Source organism: Knoellia subterranea KCTC 19937 (assembly GCF_000768685.1).
Lineage (GTDB): Bacteria > Actinomycetota > Actinomycetes > Actinomycetales > Dermatophilaceae > Knoellia > Knoellia subterranea.
Genome location: NZ_AVPK01000003.1, coordinates 281,679 through 306,128 on the forward strand (window position 1 = coordinate 281,679; position 24,450 = coordinate 306,128).

Below are 24,450 nucleotides of genomic sequence, written 5' to 3' on the forward strand. Positions count from 1 at the left end.
CATGCACAACCATTTCAACGGCCTGAAGACCGCTGGACTCTTCGGCCTCATCTGGGCTCTGTTCCTCGGTCTCGGCTGGGCTGCCGCGGTCTATTTCAACCGCAGCATCTTCATCGTGATCTTCGCGCTCATCGGTGTGGCGACGACGTTCTATTCGTACTGGAACAGCGACAAGCTGGCGATCAAGTCGATGCACGCCTACCCGGTGAGCGAGGCCGAGGCGCCGGCGATGTATCGCATCGTCCGCGAGCTCTCCACCAAGGCCGGGCAGCCGATGCCGCGCCTCTACATCTCGCCGACCGAGGCGCCGAACGCCTTCGCCACTGGCCGCAACCCGCAGAACGCGGCGGTGTGCTGCACCCAGGGCATCCTCAACCTCCTCGACGAGCGCGAGCTGCGCGGCGTCCTCGGGCACGAGCTCATGCACGTCTACAACCGCGACATCCTCACCGGCTCGGTGGCCGCGGCGATCGCCGGTGTCATCAGCACCGTCGGCCAGATGCTGTCCTTCGGCGCGATGTTCGGTGGCGGCAACCGCGACAACGACAACCCGGGTGGAGCGGTGGCCGGGCTCGCGATGGCCTTCATCGCGCCGATCGCGGCGATGTTCATCCAGCTCGCGATCTCGCGCACCCGGGAGTACGACGCCGACGAGGACGGCGCCAAGCTGACCGGTGACCCGCTCGCGCTGGCATCGGCGCTCGGCAAGCTCGAGGCGGGTGTCTCGAGGGCCCCGCTGGCGCCGACGAAGGACGTCGTCAACGCGAGCCACATGATGATCGCGAACCCGTTCCGCGCCCAGGACATCTCGCGCCTCATGGCCACGCACCCGCCGATGGCCGATCGCATCGCGCGCCTCCAGGCCATGGCCACGGGCTACCGCGGCTACTGACGCTTCACGGCCGGCTCACGGCCGGCTTCGCGCATCGCGCGGTGCCCACTTCGCGCGACTCCGCGCACCCACTCGGTGCGCGCTCAGTTGCTCCTTCGTCGCAAACGCACGCACCGAGTGGTGCGCTTCGTCGCGAACCCAGACACCGATCTGTGCGCTTCGTCGCAAACGCGCGCCTCCCGATGCGCTCCGTCTCGGCCCTCCAGAAGCTAGAGCAGGGTGTAGGCCACAGCGACGGCGTCGTAGGTGGCGGCTGCGCGTCGGTCCCGGGTGAGCAGCGTGAGCCCGTGGTGGGTCGCGGTCCGGCCGACGAGAGCGTCGTAGATCGCACCCCCACGCAGGCCGCGGTCGGCGAGGGTCGTGACGAGCCCTGGGTGTTGGGAAGCGGGCAGCGTGACGACCTTGAGGGAGAGGGCTCCGAGGACGCTCGAAGCATCGGCAGCCGCGATCCGATGGGGGCTCGGAAGGCGGGTCAGGACGCTGAAGGTTTCGAGCAGGACGTGCGCGGGCACGTGGTCGACGGCGTCACGCAGTCGTGCCCGGCTCGGCTCGTGCTCGGCATGCCACGGGAGTAGCGCCGGGACCAGGACGCTCGTGTCACAGGCGATGCCAGCGGTCAACGGCGCGTCGCTTCCAGCACGTCGCGAACGTCGTCGTCGGACAGCGAGGGGAGATCGTCGCTGCGGGGGACGAGTCGAGGGGGCCCGGACTCCGTGTCGAGGTCGACCTCGACCGGGGCCAGTTCGATCTGGATCAGTCCGTCGGTGAACACCACGTCGATGGCCCTCCCCGCCGTGAGCCCCATGCTGTCGCGCATCGCCTTGGGCACGACGATGCGCCCCGCTGCGTCGATGGTGGTACGCATGGCAGAAAAATACCACCGGGCGCCGACAAGAGGTCGGCGTCGGACTCTGGCCCGGGCGGGGGTGGAGTGACAGGCTGTGGATCGTGGTCCGGGACCGGGCCGTCGTGGCAGCAGCTCTTCACCAGGAGGTCAGCGTGGCGCGCAAGGTCGGATACATCGTCGGAAGCCTGTCCAAGGACTCCATCAACAGAGTCCTCAGTGCCTGCCTCATCGCGGTCGCGCCCGATGACCTCGACTTCACCGAGATCCCGATCGGCGACCTGCCCCTCTACAACCGTGACCTCGACGGCGACTACCCGGCGTCGGCGACAGCCCTCAAGGACGCCATCAACGCCTCCGACGCGATCCTCTTCATCACCCCGGAGTACAACCGCTCCATTCCCGGGCCGCTCAAGAACGCCATCGACTGGGCCTCCCGCCCGTGGGGTCAGAACTCCTTCGACCACATGCCGGCCGGTGTCATCGGCGCGTCCGTCGGAGCCATCGGCACCGCGGTGGGACAGCAGACGCTCCGGCTCTGCCTCAGCTTCTGCAACGCCCGGCAGATGACGGCGCCGGAGGCCTACATCCAGTTCGACCCCGAGGTCTACCTCGCGAGTGGTGAGGTCACGGACGAGACCTCCAAGGAGTTCCTCACGTCCTACATGCAGGAGTTCCGTGACCACGTCGAGCGAGTGCTCACCGTCCTGCCGCGCAACTGAACTCAACTGACGGCGCTGCGATCGCGAGGCCTGCCATCGGCCCGGGCGACTCGCGAGGGTGTGACACGATCGCGGCGTGCCATCACTGACTCGCGACGAAGCCCGGCAGCGGGCGCAGCTCATCACCGTCGACCGCATGGAGGTCGACCTCGACCTCGACCGGGGTGCCGAGCACTTCGGGTCGACGACCCGAATCCGGTTCTCCTGCAGCACTCCTGGCGAGTCGACGTTCCTCGACGTGCGCCCGGTGAGCTGCGAGCGGATCGAGCTCAACGGCATACAGGTCGATCCGGCAACCCTTTTCGAAGGGCGACTTCCGCTCACGGATCTCGGGGCCGAGAACGTCGTCGAGGTCGTCGCGACGATGGCCTACTCGCGCGACGGGCAGGGGCTCCACCGCAGCACCGACCCGGCGGACGACGAGGACTACGTCTACGGGCACCTCTTCCTCGACGCGGCGCCGACGGTGTTCGCGTGCTTCGACCAGCCCGACCTCAAGGCGCCCTACGCCGTGACCGTGCGCGCCCCCGAATCGTGGGTCGTGCTCGGCAACGGCCGCGCCACCCGCGGTGACGACAGCACCTGGCAGCTGAGCGAAACCCTGCCCCTCGCAACGTATTTCGTCACCGTCTGCGCAGGGCCCTACGTCTCCGTGCATGACGAGCACGACGGCATCCCGCTCGGCATCCACGCCCGCCGCTCACTGCAGCCCGAGCTCGAGCGGCACGCGCCTCAGATGTTCGAGGTGACCAAGCAGTCCTTCGACCACTACCACCGCACCTTCGACGTGCGCTATCCGTTCGGCGACTACGACCAGGTCTTCGTGCCCGAGTTCAACGCCGGCGCGATGGAGAACCCGGGCTGCGTCACCTTCCGCGACCAGATGCTCCACCGTGGCGCGGCGACGCGCGAGCAGGTGCTCCAGCGCAGCAACACCATCTCCCACGAGATGGCGCACATGTGGTTCGGCGACCTCGTGACGATGCGCTGGTGGGACGACCTCTGGCTCAACGAGTCCTTCGCCGAGTTCATGGCCTACACCTGCACGAGCGCCGCCACCGAGTTCACCGACAGCTGGGTCGAGTTCGGGATCGCGCGCAAGCAGTGGGGGTATGCCGCGGAGCGCGCTCCGTCGACCCATCCCGTTGCGGGGTCCCCGGCTCCCGATGCGCAGAGCGCGCTCGCGAACTTCGACGGCATCTCCTACGCCAAGGGTGCGTCCGTCCTTCGCCAACTCGTGGCGCACATGGGTGAGGCGGCCTTCAACGCCGGCGTCACGGCATACCTGCGTTCGCACGAGCACGGGAACGGGCAGCTGTCCGAGTTCCTCGCCGCAATGGAGGAGGCGCACGGCGAGTCGCTCGCCGACTGGAGCGCGGCCTGGCTCGAGACGGCCGGCGTCGACGTCATCGCGCTCGACCGCGACGGCACCCTGACCCGAACCGCACCCGACGCCCACCCCGCCAACCGCACGCACACGCTCGACGTCGCCGGCTTCACCGACGGGGCGGAGGTGGCGCGAGAGAGCGTGCGGCTCGACGGTCCGTCGGTTCACGTAGACCTCGCCGACGCCACGGTGCGCCTCCCCAACGCCAGCGACCTCACGTGGGCCCAGGTCGACCTCGACGCCGCGACCCTCGCCGCGTTGCCGACCGACCTCGCCCGCATCGCGGACCCGGTGGCGCGCTCCGTCGTCTGGGGTGCCGTGCTCACCGGTGTGTACCGATCGACGGTCGATCCCGCCGTGGCACTCGACGTCTTCACCGCCACCTGGCCGCATGAGTCGCACGACGCGCTCATGACCCGAGTCGCGCACGCCTTCGACCACCGGATCGTCCCGCAGTTCGTGCGCGACGAGGCTCGTGGCGACGCCGCTGCCCGCCTGGGGGTGGCGGCGCTCGCGGCCTTCGAGAGTGCCGAGCCCGGGTCGGACCGTGCCCTCGTCGCCGCGCGTTTCCTCGCGGAGACGAGCACCGACTCGGAGCGGCTCACGGCCTGGGTCGAGGCGCGTTCGCTCCCTGCCGGTCTCGAGGGTGACTCTGACTTCCGTTGGCTCGTGCTGCAACGTCTTGCCAGGCTCGACCTGGCGCCCGATGACCTGGTCGACCGGGTCTCCGCCGACGACACCACACTGTCGGGGCACCTCGCCGCGCTGGCCGCGCGAGCCGCGCGACCCGGCATACGCGACAAGGAATGGGCGTGGGGTGAGATCACCACGAACCGGGAGCGGTCGAACTACGAACTCAACGCGCTCGCCGCCGGCTTCTGGTCGAGCGGAGCCGTGGACGACATGCGTCCGTATGCCGGCCGCTACGTCTCCGACATCCCTCGCCTTGCCGAGTGGCTGGGTGCCGATGCGCTCGATCGCGTTGCGACACTTGCCTTCCCGTCACGCGTGGTCGAGGACGCGACCGCCGAGCTGGTGCGTTCGGCGATGGGTCGACCCGATGTGTCGAGTGGGGTGCGGCGTTCGATGGGTGACGAGCTCAGCAAGCTCGAGGAAGCGCTCACCTCCCGCGCCCGCTGGGCCTGAGGCTGCCCGCTGCTGCGACTGATTGTGAGTTGGGGTAGTGCTCGCTGCCCTCGCAACTACCCCAACTCACCAGTCGGAATCTCAGAGGTTGACCTTGGCCATGATCTGGTCGGCGTAGGCGCGTTCGCCCGCGGCGTTCGGGTGGACCGGGACGAACTGCAACGACCCGATGGCCGGCTCGACCCAGCGCACCCACGGGAGCTGGCAGGCGTCGCGTCCGGCTGACGGCGCCCACATGTCGACGAACGTCACCCCGTTGTCCCTGGCGGCCTGCTCGATGACGCCGTTGAGGATCTGCTCGATGCCGTTGACGTAGGGGACGTCGCCCGACGCGATCGGCATCGCGAGGTAGCAACCCTTGGTCGGGGGCAGGACCTGCGGGTAGCCGGCCACGACGATGGTCGCCTTCGGCGCCTTGGCCCTGGCGTCGGCGATGGCCTTGCGGACGGCAGGGTAGGTCTTCGTCTGGATCGTCGTGGCGTACGACGAGCCGTACTTGTTCTTGCACGGGCTGCCGAAGCCGAGCGTGGTGAGGCCGGCGGTCATGCAGTTCTGGATGATGCTCGTGAAGACGCTGGAGTCATTGCCACCGATGCCGATCGTGACGAACCGGGCGTCGGACGCGAGGCGGCTCAGCTGCGCGGGAGTGCCGGGGTATTGGGCGCTGTAGAAATCGTTCGTGTCGGCGCCGCCGCAGGTCGCGTCAGTGAGGGCACGCCCGGTGCGCTGCGCGATGAGGTGCGGGTAGTTGAGCGCGGACTGCGCGCAGAGCGGGTTGGCGCTCGTGAGGGGGAGGACGCCCGAGCCGGCGGAGAAGCTGTCGCCGAGCGCGACGTAGGGGCCGGGGGCGACCTTGGGGGCCGGCTTGGCGGCCTGGGCCGGCGCGGCGAGGCCGAGCGCTAGAGCAGCGGCCGAGGCTGCGGCGAGGGCGGCAGTGACGATGGCAGGGCGGTGCTTGCGACGCATCTGAACTCCGTTGTTCGATCCGACATGACCCCACATCCGTGTGGGGTTACCGAAGCGTAGCCAGTGCGTGCGCGCCTCCGGGGGTCTCGCTCGGGGATTCGTGAGCGCGTGGGCCGGGAACGCGACCGGAGGGAACATGAAGGGTCCGGAGGGCACATAACCCTCCGGACCCCTCAGGTGCCCTCATGGGGCGGGAAAGTGGTGACCGGTCAGCGGTAGTTCGTGTACTGCAGCGCCACGTCGAGGTCGGCGCCGCTGAGCATCCGCTGCACCGCCTGCAGGTCGTCGCGCGACTTGCTCGACACCCGCAGCTCGTCGCCCTGGATCTGCGACTTCACACCCTTGGGGCCCTCGTCGCGGATGAGCTTGTTGATCTTCTTGGCGTTCTCCTGCGAGATGCCCTGCTTGAGACCGACGTCGAGCTTGTACTCCTTGCCCGACAGGCGCGGCCCGGCCTCGGGCACGTCGAGGTGCTTGAGCGAGACCTTGCGCTTGACGAGGTGGGTCTTCACGACGTCGAGGATGGCGAGGACGCGCTCCTCCGAGTTGGCCTGCATCGAGATCGACTCGCCGGACAGTTCGACCGAGGCGCCGATGTTCTTGAAGTCGTAGCGGGTCGCGACCTCCTTGGCCGACGAGTTCACCGCGTTGGCGATCTCCTGCTTGTCGTAGTTGCTGACGATGTCCATGGAACTGTCGGCCATGGGTCCTCCTCGGGTTGTGCCGGTGGGCAAGTGCGCCCACCGGACCGCTCGGTTTCGTTTCTGGGTGCTTGGCTTGCTATCCTTCCACGCGCACGGCAGGTTGCCCGAGCGGCCAATGGGAGCGGACTGTAAATCCGTCGCGAAAGCTTCGAAGGTTCGAATCCTTCACCTGCCACCCGTGTGGAAAAGCCCCTGATCGGCGTATGCCGGTCAGGGGCTTTTCGCTGCCCCCGGGCTTTCCAGGGTTGAGCATGAGTTAAGGATAATAGTATGATCCTTAACTCTGGCTGGGAGGCATCCATGGCGCACTGGGAAGACGTCGTCGTTCGCCCTGACTTCCGGGGCGTGAGTCGCAGAGAGCGTCAGGGCGGGCGCTACCGGCGATACCACCCGGACCTGCTCACGGCTGCCTCCACATCGAACTCGCTCACCCCCGCGCTGACCGAGTACGCAGCCGACGTCACGACTGGGCTCGCCCGCCTCGGCGAGAGCCTGCGGGCCACACCGTTCCCCATCCTGTACGCGACGTCAGTGCGCTCGGAGGCGATCTCCTCGTCGTGGATCGAGGGAGTGCGGGAGACGCCGCGTGCCGTGGCCGTGGCGCAGATCGGCTATGCGGTCGCGTCCCACGTCGCCGGGCAGATCGTGCGCAACGTGTCGGCGATGCAAGACGCGATCGAGCTGCTCGGCAAAGGGGACTGGAAGCATGAGCACCTCTGGGCGATCCACCACGACCTTCTGCCCGACGAGCCGTTCGGCTACCGGGACGGCCAGGTCTGGGTGGGCGGCAGCAGCCCGCTCACGTCGCAGTACGCCGGCCCCCCGCACGAGGTCGTTCCGGAGCTCATGGACGACCTGCTGACCTACGCCAACACCTCGGGCGACCTGCCGGTCATTCAGGCCGCCGTCATCCACGCGCAGTTCGAGACCGTGCACCCCTTCAGTGACGGCAACGGTCGGACCGGTCGTGCTCTCGTCCACGGTGTGCTCGCGCGCTCGGGCCTCGTCGAGGGCGGGGTCATTCCACTGTCCACCGCGCTGCGGCGGGACGTCGACGGCTACATCCGCGCGCTGACGGCCTACCGTTACGACGGCGACGCACGGGCGGACGGAGTCGAGTCGTTCGTTGGCGCCTTTCTGGCCTACGTCGAGGAGGCGACGGTGACGGCACAGACCTTCGTCGCCGCAGCCCGACGGCTTCATGAGCGGTGGCAGCAGTCGATCTCCGGCGTGCGCAGTGACGCCGCCCTGCGACGGGCCGTCGACCTCGTCGTCGAGAACCCGGTCGTGTCCGCGCCCTTCGTCGCCGAGCGGCTCAACGTCTCCACCGTGACCGCGAACCACATCGTCAAGCAGCTCGTCGAGGCCCACATCCTCAAGCCGGCCACCGGCCAGTACCGCCGCGCAGCGCTCTTCCAGGCCGACGACGTGCTCTCGCTCCTTCAGTTCGGTGCAGAGGCCGGACCCACGTCGCGCGCCCCCGCGCTCGCAGGTTCAGCGGACGCAGAGCGCACCCTGATCCACCGATGCGGGGTGACGACAGTCAGAGGCTCCTGCGGCAACCGAGTCGCACACGCGGACGACCTCTGCTGGCGCCACCGCACCTGAGGGCAGAGCTGTCGGGCGGACCCGTTCGAGTCAGGCGCCCGGCGTGATGATCTGGCGCACCTCGGAGCCCGCGTGCAGGCGGTCGAGGGCGACATTGAGGTCGTCGAGCGGCACCGAGCGCGAGGTGACGAGCGCGTCCGCGCGAAGCAACCCACCGGCATACAGGTCAAAGAATCGCGGCAGGTCGCGGCGCGGCACGGACGAGCCCATGTAGGAGCCGAGGATGGCCTTCTCCTCGCCGACGAGGGCGGCGATCGGGACGTCGATCGTGTGGCGGGGGTGGGGGAGTCCGGCGACGACGACGCGACCGCCGACCCGACATGCGGCGTATGCCGTGGACAGTGCCGTTGGGTGCCCCGCCGCCTCGATCGCCACCGCGGCACCGCCGCCGGTGAGGTCGCGCACCTTCTCGGCGGCGTCGTCAGCCGCGAGGACACCGTGGGTGGCGCCGACCTCCCTCGCCTGGGCGAGCTTGGACTCGACCGTGTCGACGGCGATGACGGGATGCGCACCGGCCATCGACGCGGCCATGATCGCCGAGAGGCCCACCCCGCCGAGCCCGACGACGACAACGGGTTCGCCCGGTCGCACGACCGCCGTGTTGAGCACTGCGCCCGCGCCCGTCAGCACGGCACACCCGAAGACCGCGGCGACGTCGAGCGGCACTTCATCCGGAACGGGCACGAGCGAGCGCGGCGAGACCACGGTGAGCTCGGAGAACGCCGAGACGCCGAGGTGGTGCTGCAGTTCCGCACCTGTGCCGTCGCGGAACGGTCGCCGACCCGTGACGAGCCGGGCCTCGCGGTTCGCGGCCTGCGCGTCAGCGCACCGCACCGGATGTCCGCCGGCGCAGTCACTGCACGATCCGCACGACGGGACATAGGAGCACACGACCCGGTCGCCCACCGCCACGTCCGTGACGCCGGCCCCGACCTCCTCGACGACACCGGCCGCCTCGTGGCCGAGCACCATGGGCAGCGGACGCGGGCGGTCGCCGTTGACGACGGAGAGATCCGAGTGGCACAGACCCGCGGCGACGATGCGCACGAGGACCTCACCCGGCCCCGGCCCGTCGAGCGTGACCTCCTCGATGCTCAGCGGTCGCAACTCGGCGAACGTGTGTGCGTCGGTCGAGGCGCGCAGCACCGCGGCTCGCGTCGTGAGGGTCACAGGGTCACCTTCCGTCGGGTTCGCGCCCATTCCACCGCACCTGCGACAAGCCGTCGACTGCTGCTCATCGAGTGTTCACCTGAGAGCCGGTATGCCGGTCGGTCGCCTCCCTAGGTTGCGCTCATGTCATCCCGCCGCGCCCTTGCGCCCCTCGCCGTCGCCGCTGTTGCCGCGGCCGCGCTCGTCCCTGCCGTCTCCGGAGCTGCTGTTGCCGCTCCGCCCGCTCCCGAGGTGACCCTCACGCCGCTCGGCACCTATCGCACCGGCGCCTTCGACGAGGGTGCTTCCGAGATCGTCGCCCACGACCCCGAGCGTCAGCGCCTCTTCGTCGTCAACGCCCACGCCGGCACGGTCGACGTCCTCGACATTCGCGACGCGCGCAACCCCGTCAAGCTCGCCTCCCTCGACACCCCGGGCGCGAACAGCGTTGCGGTGCAAGGGAATCTGGTCGCAGTGGCCGAGCAGGCCGACGAGAAGACGGGCCCGGGCACGGTCTCGTTCTTCGACGCCACGACGTTCGCCAAGGTCTCGCAGGTTCCGGCCGGGGCCCTCCCCGACATGGTGAGGTTCACGGGCAGCGGCGACTTCGCGCTCGTGGCCAACGAGGGTGAGCCCGAGGGCTACTGCGAGGGTCAGGTCGACCCGGAGGGCTCCGTCTCTGTCATCGACCTCCGTGCCGGCGCCGCGAAGGCGACGGTTCGAACTGCCGACTTCACGGCATACAACGCGCAGGTCGACGCGCTCCGCGCGGAAGGTGTGCGGATCTACGGACCGAACGCAAGCGTCGCCCAGGACCTCGAGCCCGAATACATCACGACCTCGACCAACGGGAAGACCGCGTGGGTGACGCTCCAGGAGGCCAACGCGGTTGCCACGATCGACGTGCGCACCGCCCGGGTCACGGACATCGCGCCCCTCGGACTCAAGGACCACTCGGTCGCCGGTCAGGGCCTCGACGCCTCCGACAAGGACAAGGCCATCAACATCGCGCAGTGGCCGGTCAAGGGCATGTATCAGCCCGACTCGATCGCGTCCTACGCCGTGAAGGGCCAGACCTACCTCGTCACCGCCAACGAGGGTGACGCTCGTGACTGGGACTGCTACGCCGAGGAGGAGCGCGTCAAGAGCCTGACCCTGGACCCGGCCGCGTTTCCCAATGCCGTTGCGCTGCAGAAGGATTCGGCTCTCGGACGACTCACCGTCTCGACTGCGACGTCGAAGACGTCGGCCGCCGGCATCACCGAACTCCACGTCCTCGGCGGTCGGTCGATCAGCGTCCGCAGCGCCGACGGCACCCTCGTCTGGGACTCCGGTGACGCGTTCGAGCAGCTCACCGCAGCGGCCGACCCGGAGCTCTTCAACGCCGACAACGCCGAGAACGACTCGGCCGACACGCGAAGTGACAACAAGGGCCCCGAGCCCGAGGGTCTCGACCTCGGCAAGCTCGGCGGACGCGCCTACGCGTTCGTCGGCCTGGAGCGCACGAGCGGCATTGCCGTCGTGGACGTCACCAACCCGGCCGCCGGTCGGATCGCCGGCTACGCCCACAACCGCATCGCCGACGGCGACCCGGAGGCGGGCACGGCTGGCGACCTCGGTCCCGAGGGCGTGCACTTCATTGCTGGTGAGGACAGCCCCACGGGCACGCCTCTGCTCGCCGTCGGCAACGAGATCTCCGGGACGACAACTCTCTGGGAGATCTCGACCCACTGACGCCCGGCCGGATGGCAGAGTGACCGAATGGCTGATGGTGGGGTGGCGGGGCTCGTTCTCGCGGCGGGGGCCGGGCGACGCATGGGTGGACCCAAGGCGCTGCTCCGGCTCTCTCCGACGGGCCCATCCCTCGTCGAGTCGACCGTGACCCACCTCCACGACGCGGGCGTCGCCGACGTCCACGTCGTGGTGGGGTCGGCGGCGCCCAACGTGAGGGCGCGCGCGGAGCGGGTCGGCGGACTCGTCGTCGAGGCCGAGGACTGGGACGAGGGCATGGGTGCGTCGCTCCGGCGCGGCCTCGACGTCCTCGCGACGACGGACGCGCGTGCGGCCATCCTCATGCTCGTCGACCTCCCGGACGTGGGGCATGCCGTGCACGAGCGGATGCTCACCTGCGTTGACGGTCAGCTCGAGGGTGCCCTGGTCCGGGCGGCCTACGACGGGCGGGCCGGGCACCCCGTGCTCCTCGGCCGCGACCACTGGGCTCGGGTCCGACAGCACGCAGTCGGCGACCACGGGGCCCGGACCTATTTCGACCTGCACCCGCCCGTGCTCGTGGAGTGCGGCGACCTCGCGACCGGCCGCGACATCGACCGCCCCCACGATGTCTGACTGATTCTTCCCCACTGATTGCCCATCGGTGCGGGGTCCGATATCGGTGCGCCGCGCGAGAAGGCGCGCCGATGGGCAATCAGTGGGGGTGAGCTCGTGTGACGATGCTCGGTATGGGTCTGGACTTCAGCACAGCCGCTGACCTGCGGGAAGCCGTCGCGGCCACGGGCTACCTCGCCGACGACGAGCTCGCGACGATCGCCTGGCTTGCCACGCGGTTGCACCGCCCGCTCCTCGTCGAGGGTGAACCCGGCACCGGCAAGACAGCGCTCGCGGAGGCCCTGGCGTCGGCCTGCGGCGTCCCACTCATCCGGCTCCAGTGCCACGAGGGCATCGACGCGAGCCAGGCGCTCTACGACTGGGATTTCCCCCGCCAGATCCTCCACCTGCGCGCCATCGAGGCGGTCGACGGCACGCGCTCGCTCGAGGACGCCGAGTCAGGGCTCTTCGACGAGCGCTTCCTCGTCGCGCGGCCGATCCTGCGTGCTCTGAGGGAAGCGCCGGCAGTCCTGCTCGTCGACGAGATCGACCGCGCGGACGACGAGTTCGAGGCCTTCCTGCTCGAGGTCCTCTCGACGTGGCAGGTGAGCATCCCCGAGTTCGGAACGGTGCGCGCGACCACGCCTCCGCTCGTTGTCCTGACCTCCAACCGCACCCGCGAGGTGCACGACGCGCTCAAGCGGCGATGCCTCTATCAGTGGCTCGAACACCCCTCTCTCGAGCGTGAATTGGCGATCGTCCGCTCCCGCGCGCCGGAGGTCTCGGAGGAGCTGGCCGGGCAGGTCGTCCGCGTCATCCAGGGCATCCGCACGGATCGCGAACTCCTCAAGCCGCCGGGTGTCGCCGAGACCCTCGACTGGGCGCGCGCACTGCACGAGCTCGGCGTCCGCGACCTCGACACGGAGTCGGCGGCGGCGTCCTTGGGGGTGGCCGTGAAGTATCGCGAGGACTTCGACCGTGTCCGCGCCGCCCTCGACCGGCTCATGGCGCGGTGACGCTGCCGTGAGCACCGTCCGCCCCGCCGAGGAGATCCTGCTCGGCTTCGCGCGCGCCCTGCGGGCCGCGGGGGTGGCTGTCACGGCCGATCGTGAGCGCACCTATCTGGGTGCCGTCGCGACCGTGGGGCTCGAGGACCAACCGGCCGTGTATGCCGTGGGGCGGGCGACGCTCTGCGGCTCACCTGCCGACCTCGAGAGATACGACCTCGTGTATGCCGCGTGGTTCGGTGCCGAACGGCCGGTCGCTGCCCGTCGTGCGCCGCATCGACCGCAGGAGGTCATGGCCGATCTCGAGGCAGGGCAGGGTTCCTCGGAGAGCGATGGGTCCGAGGACGAGGTGGTGCGAGCGGCCGCGAGTGCGACGGAAGTGTTGCGGCACAGGGACATTGCGTCCCTGTCGGCGCGTGAGCGGGCTCAGTTGGCGCGCCTCTTCGCCGCGCTCCGTCCGAGGCCGCCGCGCCGCCGGACCCATCGGCTCACTCCTGCCCGCCGCGGAGTCGTGGACGGTCGGGCGACCCTGCGGGAGATGCTGCGCCGGCAGGGCGAGCCCGGTGTGATCCGTCGACGCCACCGCGCCGAGCGGCCGCGCCGCGTCGTCCTCCTGCTCGACGTCTCGGGTTCGATGAGCGCCTATGCGGACGCCCTGCTGCGCCTCGCACACGTCTGGTGCCGGGGACCGGGGCACGTCGAGGTCTTCACCCTCGGCACCCGACTCACACACCTGACCGCTGCACTCGCCCAACCCGACCCGGACCGGGCACTCGTCGCGGCCGGTCGCACGATTCCCGACTGGTCCGGTGGCACGCGCCTCGCGCACGGGATCAAGGCGTTCCTCGACCTGTGGGGTCGGCGCGGGATGGCCCGAGGTGCCGTCGTCGTCCTCGTGAGCGATGGGTGGGAGCGCGACAATCCCGAGGGCCTGGGCGAGCAGATGCGTCGCCTCCACGGGCTCGCGCATCACGTGGTCTGGGCGAACCCCCACCGAGGGCACGAGGCCTATGAACCCGTCCAGCAGGGCATCATCGCCGCCCTCCCGTACGTTGACTCCTTCGTGGCCGGGCATTCGCTGGCCGCGTTCTCCGAGCTGATGGAGGTCGTTGGCGATGCGTGAGGTCCTGCCGGAGCTGCGCCGTTGGTGGGAGGCGGGCGAGGAGATCGCGCTGGCGACCGTCATCGACACCTTCCGGTCCTCGCCGCGGCCACCGGGTGCGTCGATGCTCGTGGGTCCCGATGGCACCGCTGTCGGGTCCGTGTCGGGCGGGTGTGTCGAGGGTGCCGTCTATGAACTCGGGCAGGACGTACTCCGCTCTGCCACACCGGAACTCACGCGATACGGCGTCTCGGACGACACGGCATACAGCGTGGGTTTGACATGCGGCGGACAACTCGACGTCTTCGTCGAGAAGGTGAGTCAGGAGACCTTCCCGGACCTCGGATCCGTCGCCGACGACATCGACGAAGGGCGTGCGGTCGCGATCGCAACCGTTGTCGCACACCCGGATTCGTCGTGGGTGGGGCGCCGGCTCGTCGTGCGACCTGACACCGCGATCGGCAGTCTGGGCAGCGAGCGCGCCGACCAGGCCGTGACGGACGACGCGCGGGGACTGCTCGCGCAGGGACTCACGGAGACGCTGACCTACGGTCCGGACGGGGAGCGGCGCGGGGAGGGCATGCGGGTCTTCGTCAGCTCGCACGCGCCCAAGCCGCGCATGATCGTCTTCGGCGCCATCGACTTCGCGGCTGCGGTTGCCGAGGTGGGGCACTTCCTCGGGTATGCCGTGACCGTGTGCGACGCGCGGCCGGTCTTCGCGACGCCGGCTCGGCTCCCGGCGGCGGACGAGGTCGTGGTCACCTGGCCGCACACCTATCTCCGCGACGAGGTCGAGGCCGGACGCATCGACGGGCGGACCGTGCTGTGCGTGCTCACCCACGACCCGAAGTTCGACGTGCCGTTGTTGGAGGTGGCGCTGCGGGTGCCCGAGGTGGCCTATGTCGGGGCCATGGGGTCGCGGCGCACTCACGACGACCGGATGGCCCGGCTGCGCGAAGCGGGGCTGACCGACGCCGAACTCGCCCGGTTGTCGTCACCGATCGGCCTCGATCTCGGTGCCCGCACACCGCAGGAGACGGCCGTGTCCATCGCCGCCGAGATCATCGCGCTGCGCTGGGGCGGACGCGGCGATCGCCTCGTCGACCGGGACGGTCCCATCCACGGGTGACGCGCCTGTGCGGCCTGTGAATATCGGCAAAGCCTTGTCGGCATCGGCTGGTTCGTGAAAGATCAGGTGCATCCGCATCCGCCACGGCGAGGAGAGTCAACGATGACTCGGATCACGGTCACTGTCGACGGCACGTCCTACAGCGACGAGGTGGAGCCACGCATGCTCCTCGTCCACTACCTGCGAGAGGTGGTGGGCAAGACCGGGACCGTGATCGGCTGCGACACGAGCAACTGCGGTGCGTGCACCGTCCATCTCGACGGTCGCAGCGTCAAGTCGTGCAACGTCCTCGCCGTGCAGGCGGACGGACACGAGGTGACGACGATCGAGGGGCTCGCCGTCGACGGCGAGCTGCATCCGATGCAGAAGGCGTTCCACGAGTGCCACGCCCTCCAGTGCGGCTACTGCACGCCCGGCATGATCATGCAGGCGATCGACGTCCTCAACGAGAATCCGAACCCGTCCGAGGAGGAGATCCGGGTCGGGCTCGAGGGCAACCTCTGCCGGTGCACGGGCTACCACAACATCGTCCGCGCCGTGCAGATGGCGGCGGGTCAGGAGCCACCCGGTGATGCCGGTGCTGGCGCCACGGCGGATGCCACGGCGGGAGCGGCGTCATGACCACCGTCGACGACCGTCCTGCCGAGCAGACCGCCGAGATCGGACGCGACCGGCGCCGCAAGGAGGACCAGCGCCTCATCACGGGTCGGACCAAGTGGACCGACAACATCACCCTCAACGGGATGCTCCATCTCGCGATGGTCCGCAGCCCGCTCGCCCACGCCAAGATCGCGGGCATCAACACCGACGAGGCGCGGTCGGCGTCGGGCGTGATCGCCGTCTTCACTGGCGCCGACATCGCCGACATCCAGGGCGTCAACATCACCGCCTGGCCGCTCTCGGCAGAGCAGAAGACCCCCGACCACCTCCCCATGCCGCTCGAACGGGTTGCCCATGCCGGAGAGATCGTGGCCGTCGTCGCGGCCCGGTCCGCGGCCGAGGCGCGCGACGCCGCCGAACTCGTCGACGTCGAGTGGGAGGAGCTGCCCGCGGTCCTCGACCTCAAGGAGGCAGCGACCGACGCGGTGCTCGCGCACCCCGGGCTGGGCACGAACAAGTCGGCGTTCTGGCAACTCGACTCCCTCGAGGGCGGCACCGGCGGTGACGTCGACGAGGCCATCTCGGCGGCGCGGGCCGACGGCATCGTGATCGAGCGGGAGTACAGGCAGCAGCGACTCATCCCCGCCTTCATGGAGCCGCGGTCGACGGTGGTCGACCCGACCGGCGAACAGGTGACGATGTGGTCCGCGACCCAGATCCCGCACGTCCTGCGGTTCTGCATCGCGGCCACGACCGGCCTCCCGGAGTCGAAGATCCGGGTCATCGCACCCGACGTCGGCGGAGGTTTCGGCGGCAAGCTCCAGTCGACGCCGGAGGAGTTCATCACCCTGGCCGTGGCCCGCAAGCTCGGTCGTCCGTGCAAATACACCGAGACGCGCTCCGAGACGATGGTGTCCGGCCACCACGGTCGTGACCAGTGGCAGCGGCTCACTCTCGCGGCACAGAAGGACGGCACGGTCACCGGGCTCAAGGTCGAACTCATGGCCGACCTCGGCGCCTATGCCGCACTGGTGGGTGGTGGCGTGCCGGTGCTCGGGGCGTGGATGTTCAACTCGATCTACAAGTTCCCCGCCTACCGGTTCAACACGACGAACTACTACACGAACAAGACGTGGGTCGACGCCTATCGCGGCGCCGGTCGCCCGGAGGCGACCTATGCCATCGAGCGACTCATGGACGAGCTCGCGGTCGAGGTCGGCGTCGACCCGCTCGAGATCCGCGAGAAGAACTGGATCAAGCACGAGGAGTTCCCGTTCACGACCGTCGCGGGCATGACCTACGACTCCGGGAACTACGAGGCGGCGACGGCGCGGGCGCGTGAACTCTTCGGCTACGACGAGCTGCGCGCCGAGCAACAGCAACGCCGCGAGTCCGGTGACCCGGTGCAGCTCGGCATCGGCGTCTCGACCTTCACCGAGATGTGCGGCCTCGCACCCTCCCGCATCCTCGGTGCACTCAACTACGGCGCGGGCGGATGGGAGTCCGCCTCGATCCGGATGCTCGCCACCGGAACCGTCGAGGTCATCACCGGAGCCTCGGCCCACGGGCAGGGCCACGAGACGGCGTGGAGCCAGATCGTCGCCGACCGGCTCGGCGTCCCGTTCGAGAACGTCGAGGTCCTCCACGGCGACACGCAGATCGCACCCAAGGGCATGGACAGCTACGGGTCGCGATCCCTCGTCGTCGGTGGCGAAGCGCTGGTTCGGGCCGCGGACAAGGTGATCGAGAAGGCGCGGCCGATCGCGGCCCACCTCCTCGAGGCCAACGTGGACGACCTCGACTTCGCCGCGGGCCAGTTCACCGTCAAGGGCACGGACACCAGGATCGGGCTCACCGACGTGGCCCTGGCGACCTTCGCCGCGCACAACCTGCCCGACGACGTCGAACCGTCGCTCGACGCGGACGCCACGTACGACCCGGTGAACTTCTCCTTCCCGCACGGCACCCACCTGTGCGCCATGGAGGTCGACACCGAGACCGGCGCGACGAAGATGCGCAAGTACGTCTGCGTCGACGACATCGGTGTCATCGTCAACCCACTCATCGTCGAGGGCCAGGTCCACGGCGGACTCGTCCAGGGCATCGCGCAGGCGTTGTGGGAGGGCGCGGAGTACGACGAGCAGGGCACCTTGGTCACCGGCTCGTTCGTCGACTACACCCTCCCGACGGCGGCCGACACGATCAGCTTCGTCACCGACCACACGACGTCGCCCTCGACCTACAACTCCTTGGGGACCAAGGGTGTCGGCGAGGCCGGCACGATCGCCTCGACACCAGCGGTCGTCAACGCGATCGTCGACGCGCTGCGGCCCATGGGCATCAACGACATCGCGATGCCCTGCACCCCGGAGCGGGTCTGGACCGCGATCCAGACGGCTGGAGCAACCCAGGACGCGGACATGCCATCCGACGCCCAGCCCCACTTCGATGCCGACGCGCCCAACCAGGATGATCCCGGCTCGACGACGGAAGGAGCCGGCCAGTGATCCCCGCATCGTTCGATTACGTCGCGCCCACCTCGGTGGCCGAGGCTCTCGCAGCCCTGGCCGAGGCCGGTGACGACGCCAAGGTGCTCGCCGGTGGCCAGAGCCTGTTGCCGATCCTGCGCATGCGCCTCAATGCGCCCGAGAAGGTCATCGACCTCGGCCGCATCGAGGAGTTGCGTGGCGTTCGCGAGGACGGCGAGCACATCGTCATCGGCGCCATGACGACCTATGCCGACCTCCTCGACAGCGACCTCGTCCGCGAGCACGCCGCCGTCCTGCATGCCGCAGTGAAGGAGGTCGCCGACCCGCAGATCCGGCACCGCGGCACGGTGGGTGGCGCGCTCGTCCACGCCGATCCCGCCGGCGATGTCGGTGCCCCGGCGCTCGCGCTCGATACTGAGTTCGTCATCGCAGGCAGCGGGGGAGAGCGGTCCGTCCCCGCCGGCGAGTTCTTCCACGACCTTTTCGAGACGGCCGTCGGCGAGGGCGAACTCCTCACCTCGATCCGTGTCCCGAAGCACACTGGCTGGGGTGGTCACTACGAGAAGTTCGTGCGCGTCGCCCACCAGTGGTCGATCGTCGCGGTCGCTGCCGCCGTCCGTGTCGAGGGCGGGACGATCGCCGAGGCCGCCATCGGACTCACCAACATGGGCTCGACGCCGCTGCGTGCATTGGCAGTCGAAGCCGCGCTCGTCGGTGCCGAGGCCACAGACGAAGCCATCCGCACGGCCTGCGCCGCAGCCGCCGAGGGCACCAACCCACCCTCCGACCTCAACGGCAGCGCCGACTATCGCCGCGCGCTCGCGCCCGTTCTGACCCGTCGCGCCGTCCTCGCGGCCGCGGGAGGCTGAGGCCGTCGTGGAGCTGACGCACCAGTTCACCGTGCCCGCTGGCGTCGACGAGGTGTGGGAGACGCTGCTCGACCTGGAACGCGTCGGTGGCTGCTTCCCCGGCGCCACCGTGACCGAGGTGACCGACGACGGCTTCTCCGGAACCGTCAAGGTCAAGCTCGGTCCGATTGCTCTCGTGTATGCCGGTTCGGGCAGCTTCCTGGAGCGCGACGCCGCAGCCCACCGCGCGGTCATCGACGCGCGCGGCAAGGACAAGCGGGGCAACGGCACGGCCGGCGCCAAGGTCACGATGCAGCTGACGCCCGATGGTGACGCGACGCAGGTCGACGTCGTCACCGATCTCGCGATCACCGGCAAGCCCGCCCAGTTCGGTCGGGGCGTCATGCAGGACGTCTCCGACAAGTTGTTGCGGCAGTTCGTCGACTGCATCGAGAGCCAGTTCGCTGCGCCGGCAGTGGCCGAGGACGCGTCGCCCGCAAGCCCTGACGCTTCCGAGAGCCCAGCGACGGAGCACCCGAGTGCCGCCCCAGCAACGGCGGCCGCAGCAGCCCCGAGTTCACCCGCGAGGGCCGCGAGCAGTCGACCGGCACCTCCGCCGGTCGACGATGCGATCGACCTGGGAGCGGTGGCCCTTCCGTCGGCGGTCCGGCAATGGGGTCCGTATGCCGCGGCGGCCGTTGTCGGTGTCGTCCTCGGCTACGCGGCCGGTCGCCGACGCTGAATCACTGCCGTTGAGCCGATGCCGCTGAGCTGGACGGGTCAGGCCGCTCGGCCGTAGGCGTCCATGTCGTGCTCGCTGCGCCGGTGGTCGGCGTCGTGGTCGACGTGGTGCCGCCAGTCGTCGCCCCAGGGGGCGGTGCCGTGCCGGCGGTTGCTGCGCTCGAGCGCCCAGACGAACAGGGCCGCGAGGACGAGGGCGGGGAGGACGGGGGCGATGGTGGTGATGAAGGAGGTCATGGCACGAGTTTGTCGCCCCACTACATCCTGCCACGAGTGGCAGTCCTGACACTCTTGCACAAGATGCTGCCAACCTGTCATGCTCGACGAATGGCCCTCCGCTCCGTCGCCGTCATCCTCCAGGACCCCGTGGCGCTCTTCGAGTTCGGCGTCCTCACAGAGGTCTTCGCAACCGACCGCACCGAGGAGGGCGTCCCGCCCATCGACTTCCGTGTGTGCACAGAGAATCCCGGTATGCCGTTGCGTTCCGACGGCGGGACCGCTCTCGTCGCGCCGTACGGCCTTGAAGGCGCCCACGACGCAGACCTCGTCGCGATCCCGGCGAGCGACGCGGCATACACACCGTCGGAAGCGGTGACCCAGGTCGTTCGGGACGCGGTCGACCGAGGTGCCCACGTGCTGTCGGTCTGTTCCGGGGCGTTCACGCTCGGCGCCGCGGGAGTCCTCGACGGGCGCGAGTGCACGACCCACTGGCTGCACAGTGACCGCCTCGCTGCCGAATACCCGCTCGCCAAGGTCAACCCGGACGTCCTCTATGCCCACGACGGCAACATCATCACGAGCGCGGGCACGGCCGCCGGGATGGACGCGTGCCTCCACCTCGTTCGCGCCGAACTCGGTGGCGCCATCGCCAACCGCATCGCTCGTCGCATGGTCGTCTCGCCGCACCGCGACGGGGGTCAGCGCCAGTTCATCGACCGGCCCGTCCCGGTGACTGAGGCCGACAGTCTTGGTCCGGTCCTGCAATGGATGCTCGAGCACCTCGACGAGGCGCACACCGTGGCCGACCTCGCCCGGCGCGCGGCGATGTCGTCGCGCACCTTCGCCCGGCGGTTCGTCGCAGAGACCGGGACGACGCCGCACCAGTGGATCACCGACCAGCGGGTGCTCCGGGCGCGCGAACTCCTCGAGGAGACCGAGCTGTCGATCGAACAGATCGCGACCGACGTCGGTTTCGGCAGCGCGGCGTTGCTGCGGCACCACTTCAGCCAGTGCACGGGCCTCACTCCCACAACGTTCCGGACCCGGCACCGCGCGTCGGCCTGAGCCGATCTTCACGACTTCTCCACAGGTCGTGCCCGCGCGCACCACCGCTCGACTCCTACTGTCAGTGGCATGAGTGGAACTGGCGTGGGAGCTTCCGGCGGAACGGGCAGGACTGTGCTCGTCGTGGAGGACGAGCCGACGATCAACCAGGCCGTGACCGACCGCCTTCGGGCCGAGGGCTACACGGTGCACCAGGCCTACGACGGGCCGGCTGCTGTTGAGGCGTTCGGTGTCCACGAGCCCGATGTCGTCGTCCTCGACGTCATGCTCCCCGGCTTCGACGGTCTCGAGGTGTGTCGCCGCATCCAGGCCGTCCGCCCTGTCCCGGTCCTCATGCTCACCGCTCGCGACGACGAGACCGACATCCTCATCGGCCTCGGGGTCGGCGCCGACGACTACGTCACCAAGCCGTTCCGGATGCGCGAGGTCGTCGCAAGAACCCACGCCCTCCTGCGCCGCGTCGAGCGAGCTGCCGAACTCGCGGCCGCGCCCGCCGCGACGACCGATCTCGGGGCGCTGCGCATCGACGGTCCGGCCCGCCGCGTGACTGTTGACGGAGCCGACGTGCACCTCACCCCGCTCGAGTTCGACCTGCTCGCCGCGCTCGCCGCGACACCCGGTGCGGTCCGCTCGCGCGAGCAGCTCATGTCCGAGGTGTGGGGCTGGTCCGATGCCTCCGGAACTCGGACTCTCGACAGCCACGTCAAGTCGCTGCGCGCCAAGATCGGCGCGGCTCGCGTGCGCACCGTCCACGGCGTCGGCTACGCCCTGGAGACCCCGTGATCACCGACGAACCCCTCGAGCGGGTTGGCTCGATCAAGGTCAAGCTCGGGCTGCTCGTCGGGGCGACCTGCATCGTGGCGGCCCTCTTCGCGACGATCGGCGACCGCGCCGGCATGCCGCTCTGGCTCACCCTCCCCGTCACGGTGGCGGCTGCGCTCCTTGTCACCCAGTGGTTGGCGCGGGGGATGACCGCGCCGCTGCGCGAGATGACCCAGGCGGCGAGCCGGATGGCCGCGGGCGACTACGGGCAGCGCGTGTCGACCGCCTCTACGGACGAGGTCGGGGAGTTGTCCCGAGCCTTCAACGCCATGGCGTCCGACCTCGCCGACGCCGACCGGCAGCGTCGCCAACTCATCGCCACGGTCTCGCACGAACTGCGGACGCCGCTGACTGCTCAGCGTGCGCTGCTCGAGAACCTCGTCGACGGGGTCGTTCAGCCCGATGACGCAGCGCTCAGGGGTGCGCTCGTCCAGTCGGAGCGTTTGAGCGACCTCGTCGGCGACCTCCTCGACCTCTCGCGGATCGACGCGGGCGTCGCTCCGCTCCGCCTCGAGGAGGTGTCGGTCGGTGAGGTGCTGGCTCGCGCGGTCCGTGAAGCTGAGCTCGGGTCGCGTCCCGTCACCCATGTATGCCGTGTGCTCCCCGAGGATCTGCGCGTCACCGCCGACCCCGCTCGCCTTGCCCAGCTCGTCGCGAACCTGCTCGACAACGCCGCCCGGCACAGTCCGGCCCACGGTGAAATCCGCCTCACCGCAACCGAATTCGACGACGAACGCTGGGCGCTCGAAGTGTCGGACGACGGTCCGGGCATCCCGGCCGACAAGGCCGCCGACGTGTTCCGACGGTTCGGGACCGGCGACGACTCCGGGGGCGGCACCGGCCTCGGACTCGCGATCGCGTCGTGGGTCTGCGAGCTCCATGGTGGTTCGATCCACGTCCTTCCCACACCCGACTGTGGCCGCGGTGCACGGCTGCGGGCGGTCCTGCCGCGACACACGACGGCCCACGCGAGCGTCACGGCGGCTTCGGAGTCTGCCCCCGCTGGCACCCCCATCTCCAGTTCGACTCCCAGTGCGGCACGACTGCCCCAACCGACCCGGGAGGTCACCATGACGACGACACCCGCTCCGCCACCGGCAGCCGCGAAGCCTCCAGGCCGGGCGACGGACACGGTCACGGCGGTGGCCTGCCCCGACGTGCCTCCGTTCACCGACCAGCTCTTCGGGCGCTTCTGGCCGGAATCCGGTCTCGGCCCGCAGCCGATGCTGCTCATCGGTGCGCTCGGCCTGGGCCTGCTCGCGTCGATCACGTTGCCGGACAGGCGAATTGGTCTCGCGGCTGGCCTGGTGGCCCTGCTCGCTGCGGCGCTCATCCTCAAGTCCTGGCGTTCGCCCTGGACTCCGTGGGCGATGGGCTGCGTCGCGATCGGCGTGGGGTTGGCGTCGATGACCTTCCTCCGGGCAGCCGAGTGGATCGCGGTGCTGTCGGCGATGCTTGCCGCCCTGCTGCTCGCCACGACGGTGACCCGAGCGCGGTCCTTCGTCAGCATCCCGCTGTCGGCGATGTCGTGGGTGCTGGCCGGCCTGCGGGGCCTGCCGCTGCTGGGCCGCACCCTCACGGCCACGAGCAAGATGCCGTTGTTGTGGCCGGTGCTGCGCACGGCTGCGATCGCCTCGATCGGGCTCGTGCTCTTCGGTGGACTCTTCGCGTCGGGTGACGCAATCTTCGGGTCGTGGGCGCAGTCGATCGTGCCGGACCTGCGCTGGGACAACATCATTGCCCGGATCTTCGTCTTCGTCTTCGTCGCGGGTGTGGCCCTCGCTGGGGCCTACCTCGCCCTCAACCCGCCCAAGATCGCCGACCTCGATGTGCCTCGCGGTGCGGCGGTCCGGCATCGCTGGGAGTGGCTCGTGCCGCTCGGCGTCGTCATCGCCCTCTTCGCGGCCTTCCTCGTGGCACAGGCGACCGCGATGTGGGGTGGGCACGAATACCTGCGCGAGACAACGGGATTGACCTACGCCGAATACGTCCACCAGGGCTTCGGCCAACTCACCACCGCGACGTTCCTGACGCTCGTCGTCGTGGGCATCGCCACCCGCAAGGCATCGCAGGAGACGGCGTCAGATCGACTGGTGTTGAGGGTCGCGCTGCTGACGCTGTGCACGCTGACGCTGGCGGTGGTGGCCTCCGCGCTCTACCGGATGAGCCTCTACCAGGAGGCCTACGGCTACACCGTGCTGCGCGTCTTCGTCGACGGGTTCGAGTTGTGGCTGGGGCTGCTCATCGTCTTCATGATGGTGGCGGTCGTGCGACTCAAGGGCACGTGGGTGCCGCGGGCCGCGCTGCTCTCGGGGGCGCTGTTCTTCCTCGGCTTCGGGCTGATGAACCCCGACGGCTGGGTCGCCACGCAGAACATCGAACGCTTCCACGCAACCGGCAAGCTCGACACCGCCTATCTCGATCGGCTCGGCGTCGACGCCACCCCGGCGATCATCAAGGGGCTCGACGCGAAGCAGGCGGCCTGCGTCCTCTCGTGGGACATGGAGCGCAGCCACGACCTCACGGACGACGTGCTCGAGTGGAACCTCGGTCGGTCCCGCGCGTTCGGTGCCGCCGAGGGCATCGACCTCCAGCGCGACGCGTCGTTCTGCTCGAGCTTCGGCGGCGACGTTGGTTCTCGCACCGACTGATGCACGGATTGTGGGTTGGCGTAGTGCGGTGGCG

General features: G+C 69.5%; 22 protein-coding genes and 1 tRNA gene. 17 read left to right on the plus strand and 6 right to left on the minus strand.

Going from position 1 to position 24,450, the window contains the following annotated elements:
- Position 1 precedes the first annotated feature (1 nt).
- Entirely contained in the window at positions 2-892 is an 891-nt protein-coding gene (htpX, locus tag N803_RS07425; protein WP_035903840.1) for a zinc metalloprotease HtpX, read from the plus strand.
- 209 nt (positions 893-1,101) lie between these two features.
- Here htpX and N803_RS07430 read toward each other — a convergent pair whose 3' ends face one another.
- Positions 1,102-1,512, minus strand: a complete 411-nt coding sequence (locus N803_RS07430) for a type II toxin-antitoxin system VapC family toxin (protein ID WP_052112017.1) — start codon at positions 1,510-1,512, stop codon at positions 1,102-1,104.
- On the minus strand, positions 1,509-1,757 hold the full coding sequence (locus N803_RS07435) for an AbrB/MazE/SpoVT family DNA-binding domain-containing protein (RefSeq protein WP_035903842.1): 249 nt from the start codon (positions 1,755-1,757) through the stop codon (positions 1,509-1,511). The genes N803_RS07430 and N803_RS07435 overlap by 4 nt, the downstream gene beginning before the upstream one ends.
- 134 nt (positions 1,758-1,891) lie before the next feature.
- On the opposite strand from N803_RS07435, the gene N803_RS07440 reads away from it, so the two are divergent.
- Both N803_RS07440 and pepN read left to right on the plus strand, forming a co-directional pair.
- A complete protein-coding gene (locus N803_RS07440; protein WP_035903843.1) occupies positions 1,892-2,458 on the plus strand; it encodes an NADPH-dependent FMN reductase in 567 nt (188 codons plus the stop codon).
- A gap of 76 nt (positions 2,459-2,534) precedes the next feature.
- The gene (pepN, locus tag N803_RS07445) at positions 2,535-4,991 is read left to right on the plus strand and encodes an aminopeptidase N (protein ID WP_035903844.1); all 2,457 of its coding nucleotides are present in this window, start codon (positions 2,535-2,537) and stop codon (positions 4,989-4,991) included.
- Positions 4,992-5,072: 81 nt separating this feature from the next.
- Here pepN and N803_RS07450 read toward each other — a convergent pair whose 3' ends face one another.
- Positions 5,073-5,957 carry an SGNH/GDSL hydrolase family protein gene (locus N803_RS07450; protein WP_035903845.1) on the minus strand — a complete coding sequence of 295 codons (885 nt, stop codon included), beginning with the start codon at positions 5,955-5,957 and terminating at the stop codon, positions 5,073-5,075.
- 209 nt (positions 5,958-6,166) lie between these two features.
- Positions 6,167-6,661, minus strand: coding sequence for a YajQ family cyclic di-GMP-binding protein (locus tag N803_RS07455; protein WP_035903848.1), 495 nt, complete (start codon positions 6,659-6,661; stop codon positions 6,167-6,169).
- Positions 6,662-6,755: 94 nt separating this feature from the next.
- Here N803_RS07455 and N803_RS07460 point away from each other — a divergent pair.
- Both N803_RS07460 and N803_RS07465 read left to right on the plus strand, forming a co-directional pair.
- Positions 6,756-6,836: transfer RNA gene (locus tag N803_RS07460), tRNA-Tyr, on the plus strand.
- Positions 6,837-6,931: 95 nt separating this feature from the next.
- Entirely contained in the window at positions 6,932-8,269 is a 1,338-nt protein-coding gene (locus N803_RS07465) for a Fic family protein (protein ID WP_084764219.1), read from the plus strand.
- A 30-nt stretch (positions 8,270-8,299) separates the two neighbouring features.
- On the opposite strand, the gene N803_RS07470 is transcribed toward N803_RS07465, so the two are convergent.
- Positions 8,300-9,439, minus strand: a complete 1,140-nt coding sequence (locus N803_RS07470; RefSeq protein ID WP_035904018.1) for a zinc-binding dehydrogenase — start codon at positions 9,437-9,439, stop codon at positions 8,300-8,302.
- Positions 9,440-9,562: 123 nt separating this feature from the next.
- Between N803_RS07470 and N803_RS07475 the strand changes: the two genes are divergently transcribed.
- From N803_RS07475 to N803_RS07515, 9 genes are all read left to right on the plus strand, one after another.
- Complete coding sequence (locus tag N803_RS07475; RefSeq protein WP_035903849.1) at positions 9,563-11,152, plus strand: choice-of-anchor I family protein; 1,590 nt, start codon at positions 9,563-9,565, stop codon at positions 11,150-11,152.
- Between the two features lie 27 nt (positions 11,153-11,179).
- Complete coding sequence (locus N803_RS07480) at positions 11,180-11,764, plus strand: nucleotidyltransferase family protein (RefSeq protein WP_035903850.1); 585 nt, start codon at positions 11,180-11,182, stop codon at positions 11,762-11,764.
- Between the two features lie 113 nt (positions 11,765-11,877).
- Complete coding sequence (locus N803_RS07485; RefSeq protein ID WP_035903851.1) at positions 11,878-12,759, plus strand: AAA family ATPase; 882 nt, start codon at positions 11,878-11,880, stop codon at positions 12,757-12,759.
- Positions 12,722-13,873 carry a vWA domain-containing protein gene (locus N803_RS07490; RefSeq protein ID WP_245617078.1) on the plus strand — a complete coding sequence of 384 codons (1,152 nt, stop codon included), beginning with the start codon at positions 12,722-12,724 and terminating at the stop codon, positions 13,871-13,873. The genes N803_RS07485 and N803_RS07490 overlap by 38 nt, the downstream gene beginning before the upstream one ends.
- The gene (locus N803_RS07495; RefSeq protein ID WP_035903853.1) at positions 13,866-14,981 is read left to right on the plus strand and encodes an XdhC family protein; all 1,116 of its coding nucleotides are present in this window, start codon (positions 13,866-13,868) and stop codon (positions 14,979-14,981) included. The genes N803_RS07490 and N803_RS07495 overlap by 8 nt, the downstream gene beginning before the upstream one ends.
- A 102-nt stretch (positions 14,982-15,083) precedes the next feature.
- Positions 15,084-15,602, plus strand: a complete 519-nt coding sequence (locus N803_RS07500) for a (2Fe-2S)-binding protein (RefSeq protein WP_035903855.1) — start codon at positions 15,084-15,086, stop codon at positions 15,600-15,602.
- Entirely contained in the window at positions 15,599-18,088 is a 2,490-nt protein-coding gene (locus N803_RS07505; RefSeq protein WP_035903856.1) for a xanthine dehydrogenase family protein molybdopterin-binding subunit, read from the plus strand. The genes N803_RS07500 and N803_RS07505 overlap by 4 nt, the downstream gene beginning before the upstream one ends.
- The gene (locus N803_RS07510) at positions 18,085-18,939 is read left to right on the plus strand and encodes an FAD binding domain-containing protein (protein ID WP_035903857.1); all 855 of its coding nucleotides are present in this window, start codon (positions 18,085-18,087) and stop codon (positions 18,937-18,939) included. The genes N803_RS07505 and N803_RS07510 overlap by 4 nt, the downstream gene beginning before the upstream one ends.
- 7 nt (positions 18,940-18,946) lie before the next feature.
- Positions 18,947-19,660 carry an SRPBCC family protein gene (locus tag N803_RS07515; RefSeq protein WP_035903858.1) on the plus strand — a complete coding sequence of 238 codons (714 nt, stop codon included), beginning with the start codon at positions 18,947-18,949 and terminating at the stop codon, positions 19,658-19,660.
- Positions 19,661-19,698: 38 nt separating this feature from the next.
- Here the strand turns inward: N803_RS07515 and N803_RS07520 are convergent, their stop codons facing one another.
- The gene (locus N803_RS07520) at positions 19,699-19,896 is read right to left on the minus strand and encodes a hypothetical protein (RefSeq protein ID WP_035903861.1); all 198 of its coding nucleotides are present in this window, start codon (positions 19,894-19,896) and stop codon (positions 19,699-19,701) included.
- Positions 19,897-19,986: 90 nt separating this feature from the next.
- Between N803_RS07520 and N803_RS07525 the strand changes: the two genes are divergently transcribed.
- From N803_RS07525 to N803_RS07535, 3 genes are all read left to right on the plus strand, one after another.
- The gene (locus tag N803_RS07525) at positions 19,987-20,943 is read left to right on the plus strand and encodes a helix-turn-helix domain-containing protein (RefSeq protein ID WP_035903862.1); all 957 of its coding nucleotides are present in this window, start codon (positions 19,987-19,989) and stop codon (positions 20,941-20,943) included.
- Between the two features lie 69 nt (positions 20,944-21,012).
- On the plus strand, positions 21,013-21,726 hold the full coding sequence (locus tag N803_RS07530; RefSeq protein ID WP_035903864.1) for a response regulator transcription factor: 714 nt from the start codon (positions 21,013-21,015) through the stop codon (positions 21,724-21,726).
- Positions 21,723-24,416: a DUF4153 domain-containing protein gene (locus N803_RS07535; RefSeq protein WP_035903866.1), complete on the plus strand. Its 2,694-nt coding sequence runs from the start codon at positions 21,723-21,725 to the stop codon at positions 24,414-24,416. Before N803_RS07530 ends, N803_RS07535 begins: the two co-directional genes overlap by 4 nt.
- The last annotated feature ends 34 nt before the right edge of the window (positions 24,417-24,450 follow it).

What these genes read in the sequence shown, in the direction of transcription:
- N803_RS07525 (WP_035903862.1), top strand. Translation starts at nt 19,987, where the DNA reads ATGGCCCTCCGCTCCGTCGCCGTCATCCTCCAGGACCCCGTGGCGCTC.
- N803_RS07475 (WP_035903849.1), top strand. Translation starts at nt 9,563, where the DNA reads ATGTCATCCCGCCGCGCCCTTGCGCCCCTCGCCGTCGCCGCTGTTGCC.
- N803_RS07520 (WP_035903861.1), bottom strand. Translation starts at nt 19,896, where the DNA reads ATGACCTCCTTCATCACCACCATCGCCCCCGTCCTCCCCGCCCTCGTC.
- N803_RS07530 (WP_035903864.1), top strand. Translation starts at nt 21,013, where the DNA reads ATGAGTGGAACTGGCGTGGGAGCTTCCGGCGGAACGGGCAGGACTGTG.
- N803_RS07450 (WP_035903845.1), bottom strand. Translation starts at nt 5,957, where the DNA reads ATGCGTCGCAAGCACCGCCCTGCCATCGTCACTGCCGCCCTCGCCGCA.
- N803_RS07485 (WP_035903851.1), top strand. Translation starts at nt 11,878, where the DNA reads ATGGGTCTGGACTTCAGCACAGCCGCTGACCTGCGGGAAGCCGTCGCG.
- N803_RS07435 (WP_035903842.1), bottom strand. Translation starts at nt 1,757, where the DNA reads ATGCGTACCACCATCGACGCAGCGGGGCGCATCGTCGTGCCCAAGGCG.
- htpX (WP_035903840.1), top strand. Translation starts at nt 2, where the DNA reads ATGCACAACCATTTCAACGGCCTGAAGACCGCTGGACTCTTCGGCCTC.
- N803_RS07465 (WP_084764219.1), top strand. Translation starts at nt 6,932, where the DNA reads ATGATCCTTAACTCTGGCTGGGAGGCATCCATGGCGCACTGGGAAGAC.
- N803_RS07505 (WP_035903856.1), top strand. Translation starts at nt 15,599, where the DNA reads ATGACCACCGTCGACGACCGTCCTGCCGAGCAGACCGCCGAGATCGGA.
- N803_RS07500 (WP_035903855.1), top strand. Translation starts at nt 15,084, where the DNA reads ATGACTCGGATCACGGTCACTGTCGACGGCACGTCCTACAGCGACGAG.
- N803_RS07495 (WP_035903853.1), top strand. Translation starts at nt 13,866, where the DNA reads ATGCGTGAGGTCCTGCCGGAGCTGCGCCGTTGGTGGGAGGCGGGCGAG.
- N803_RS07480 (WP_035903850.1), top strand. Translation starts at nt 11,180, where the DNA reads ATGGCTGATGGTGGGGTGGCGGGGCTCGTTCTCGCGGCGGGGGCCGGG.
- N803_RS07455 (WP_035903848.1), bottom strand. Translation starts at nt 6,661, where the DNA reads ATGGCCGACAGTTCCATGGACATCGTCAGCAACTACGACAAGCAGGAG.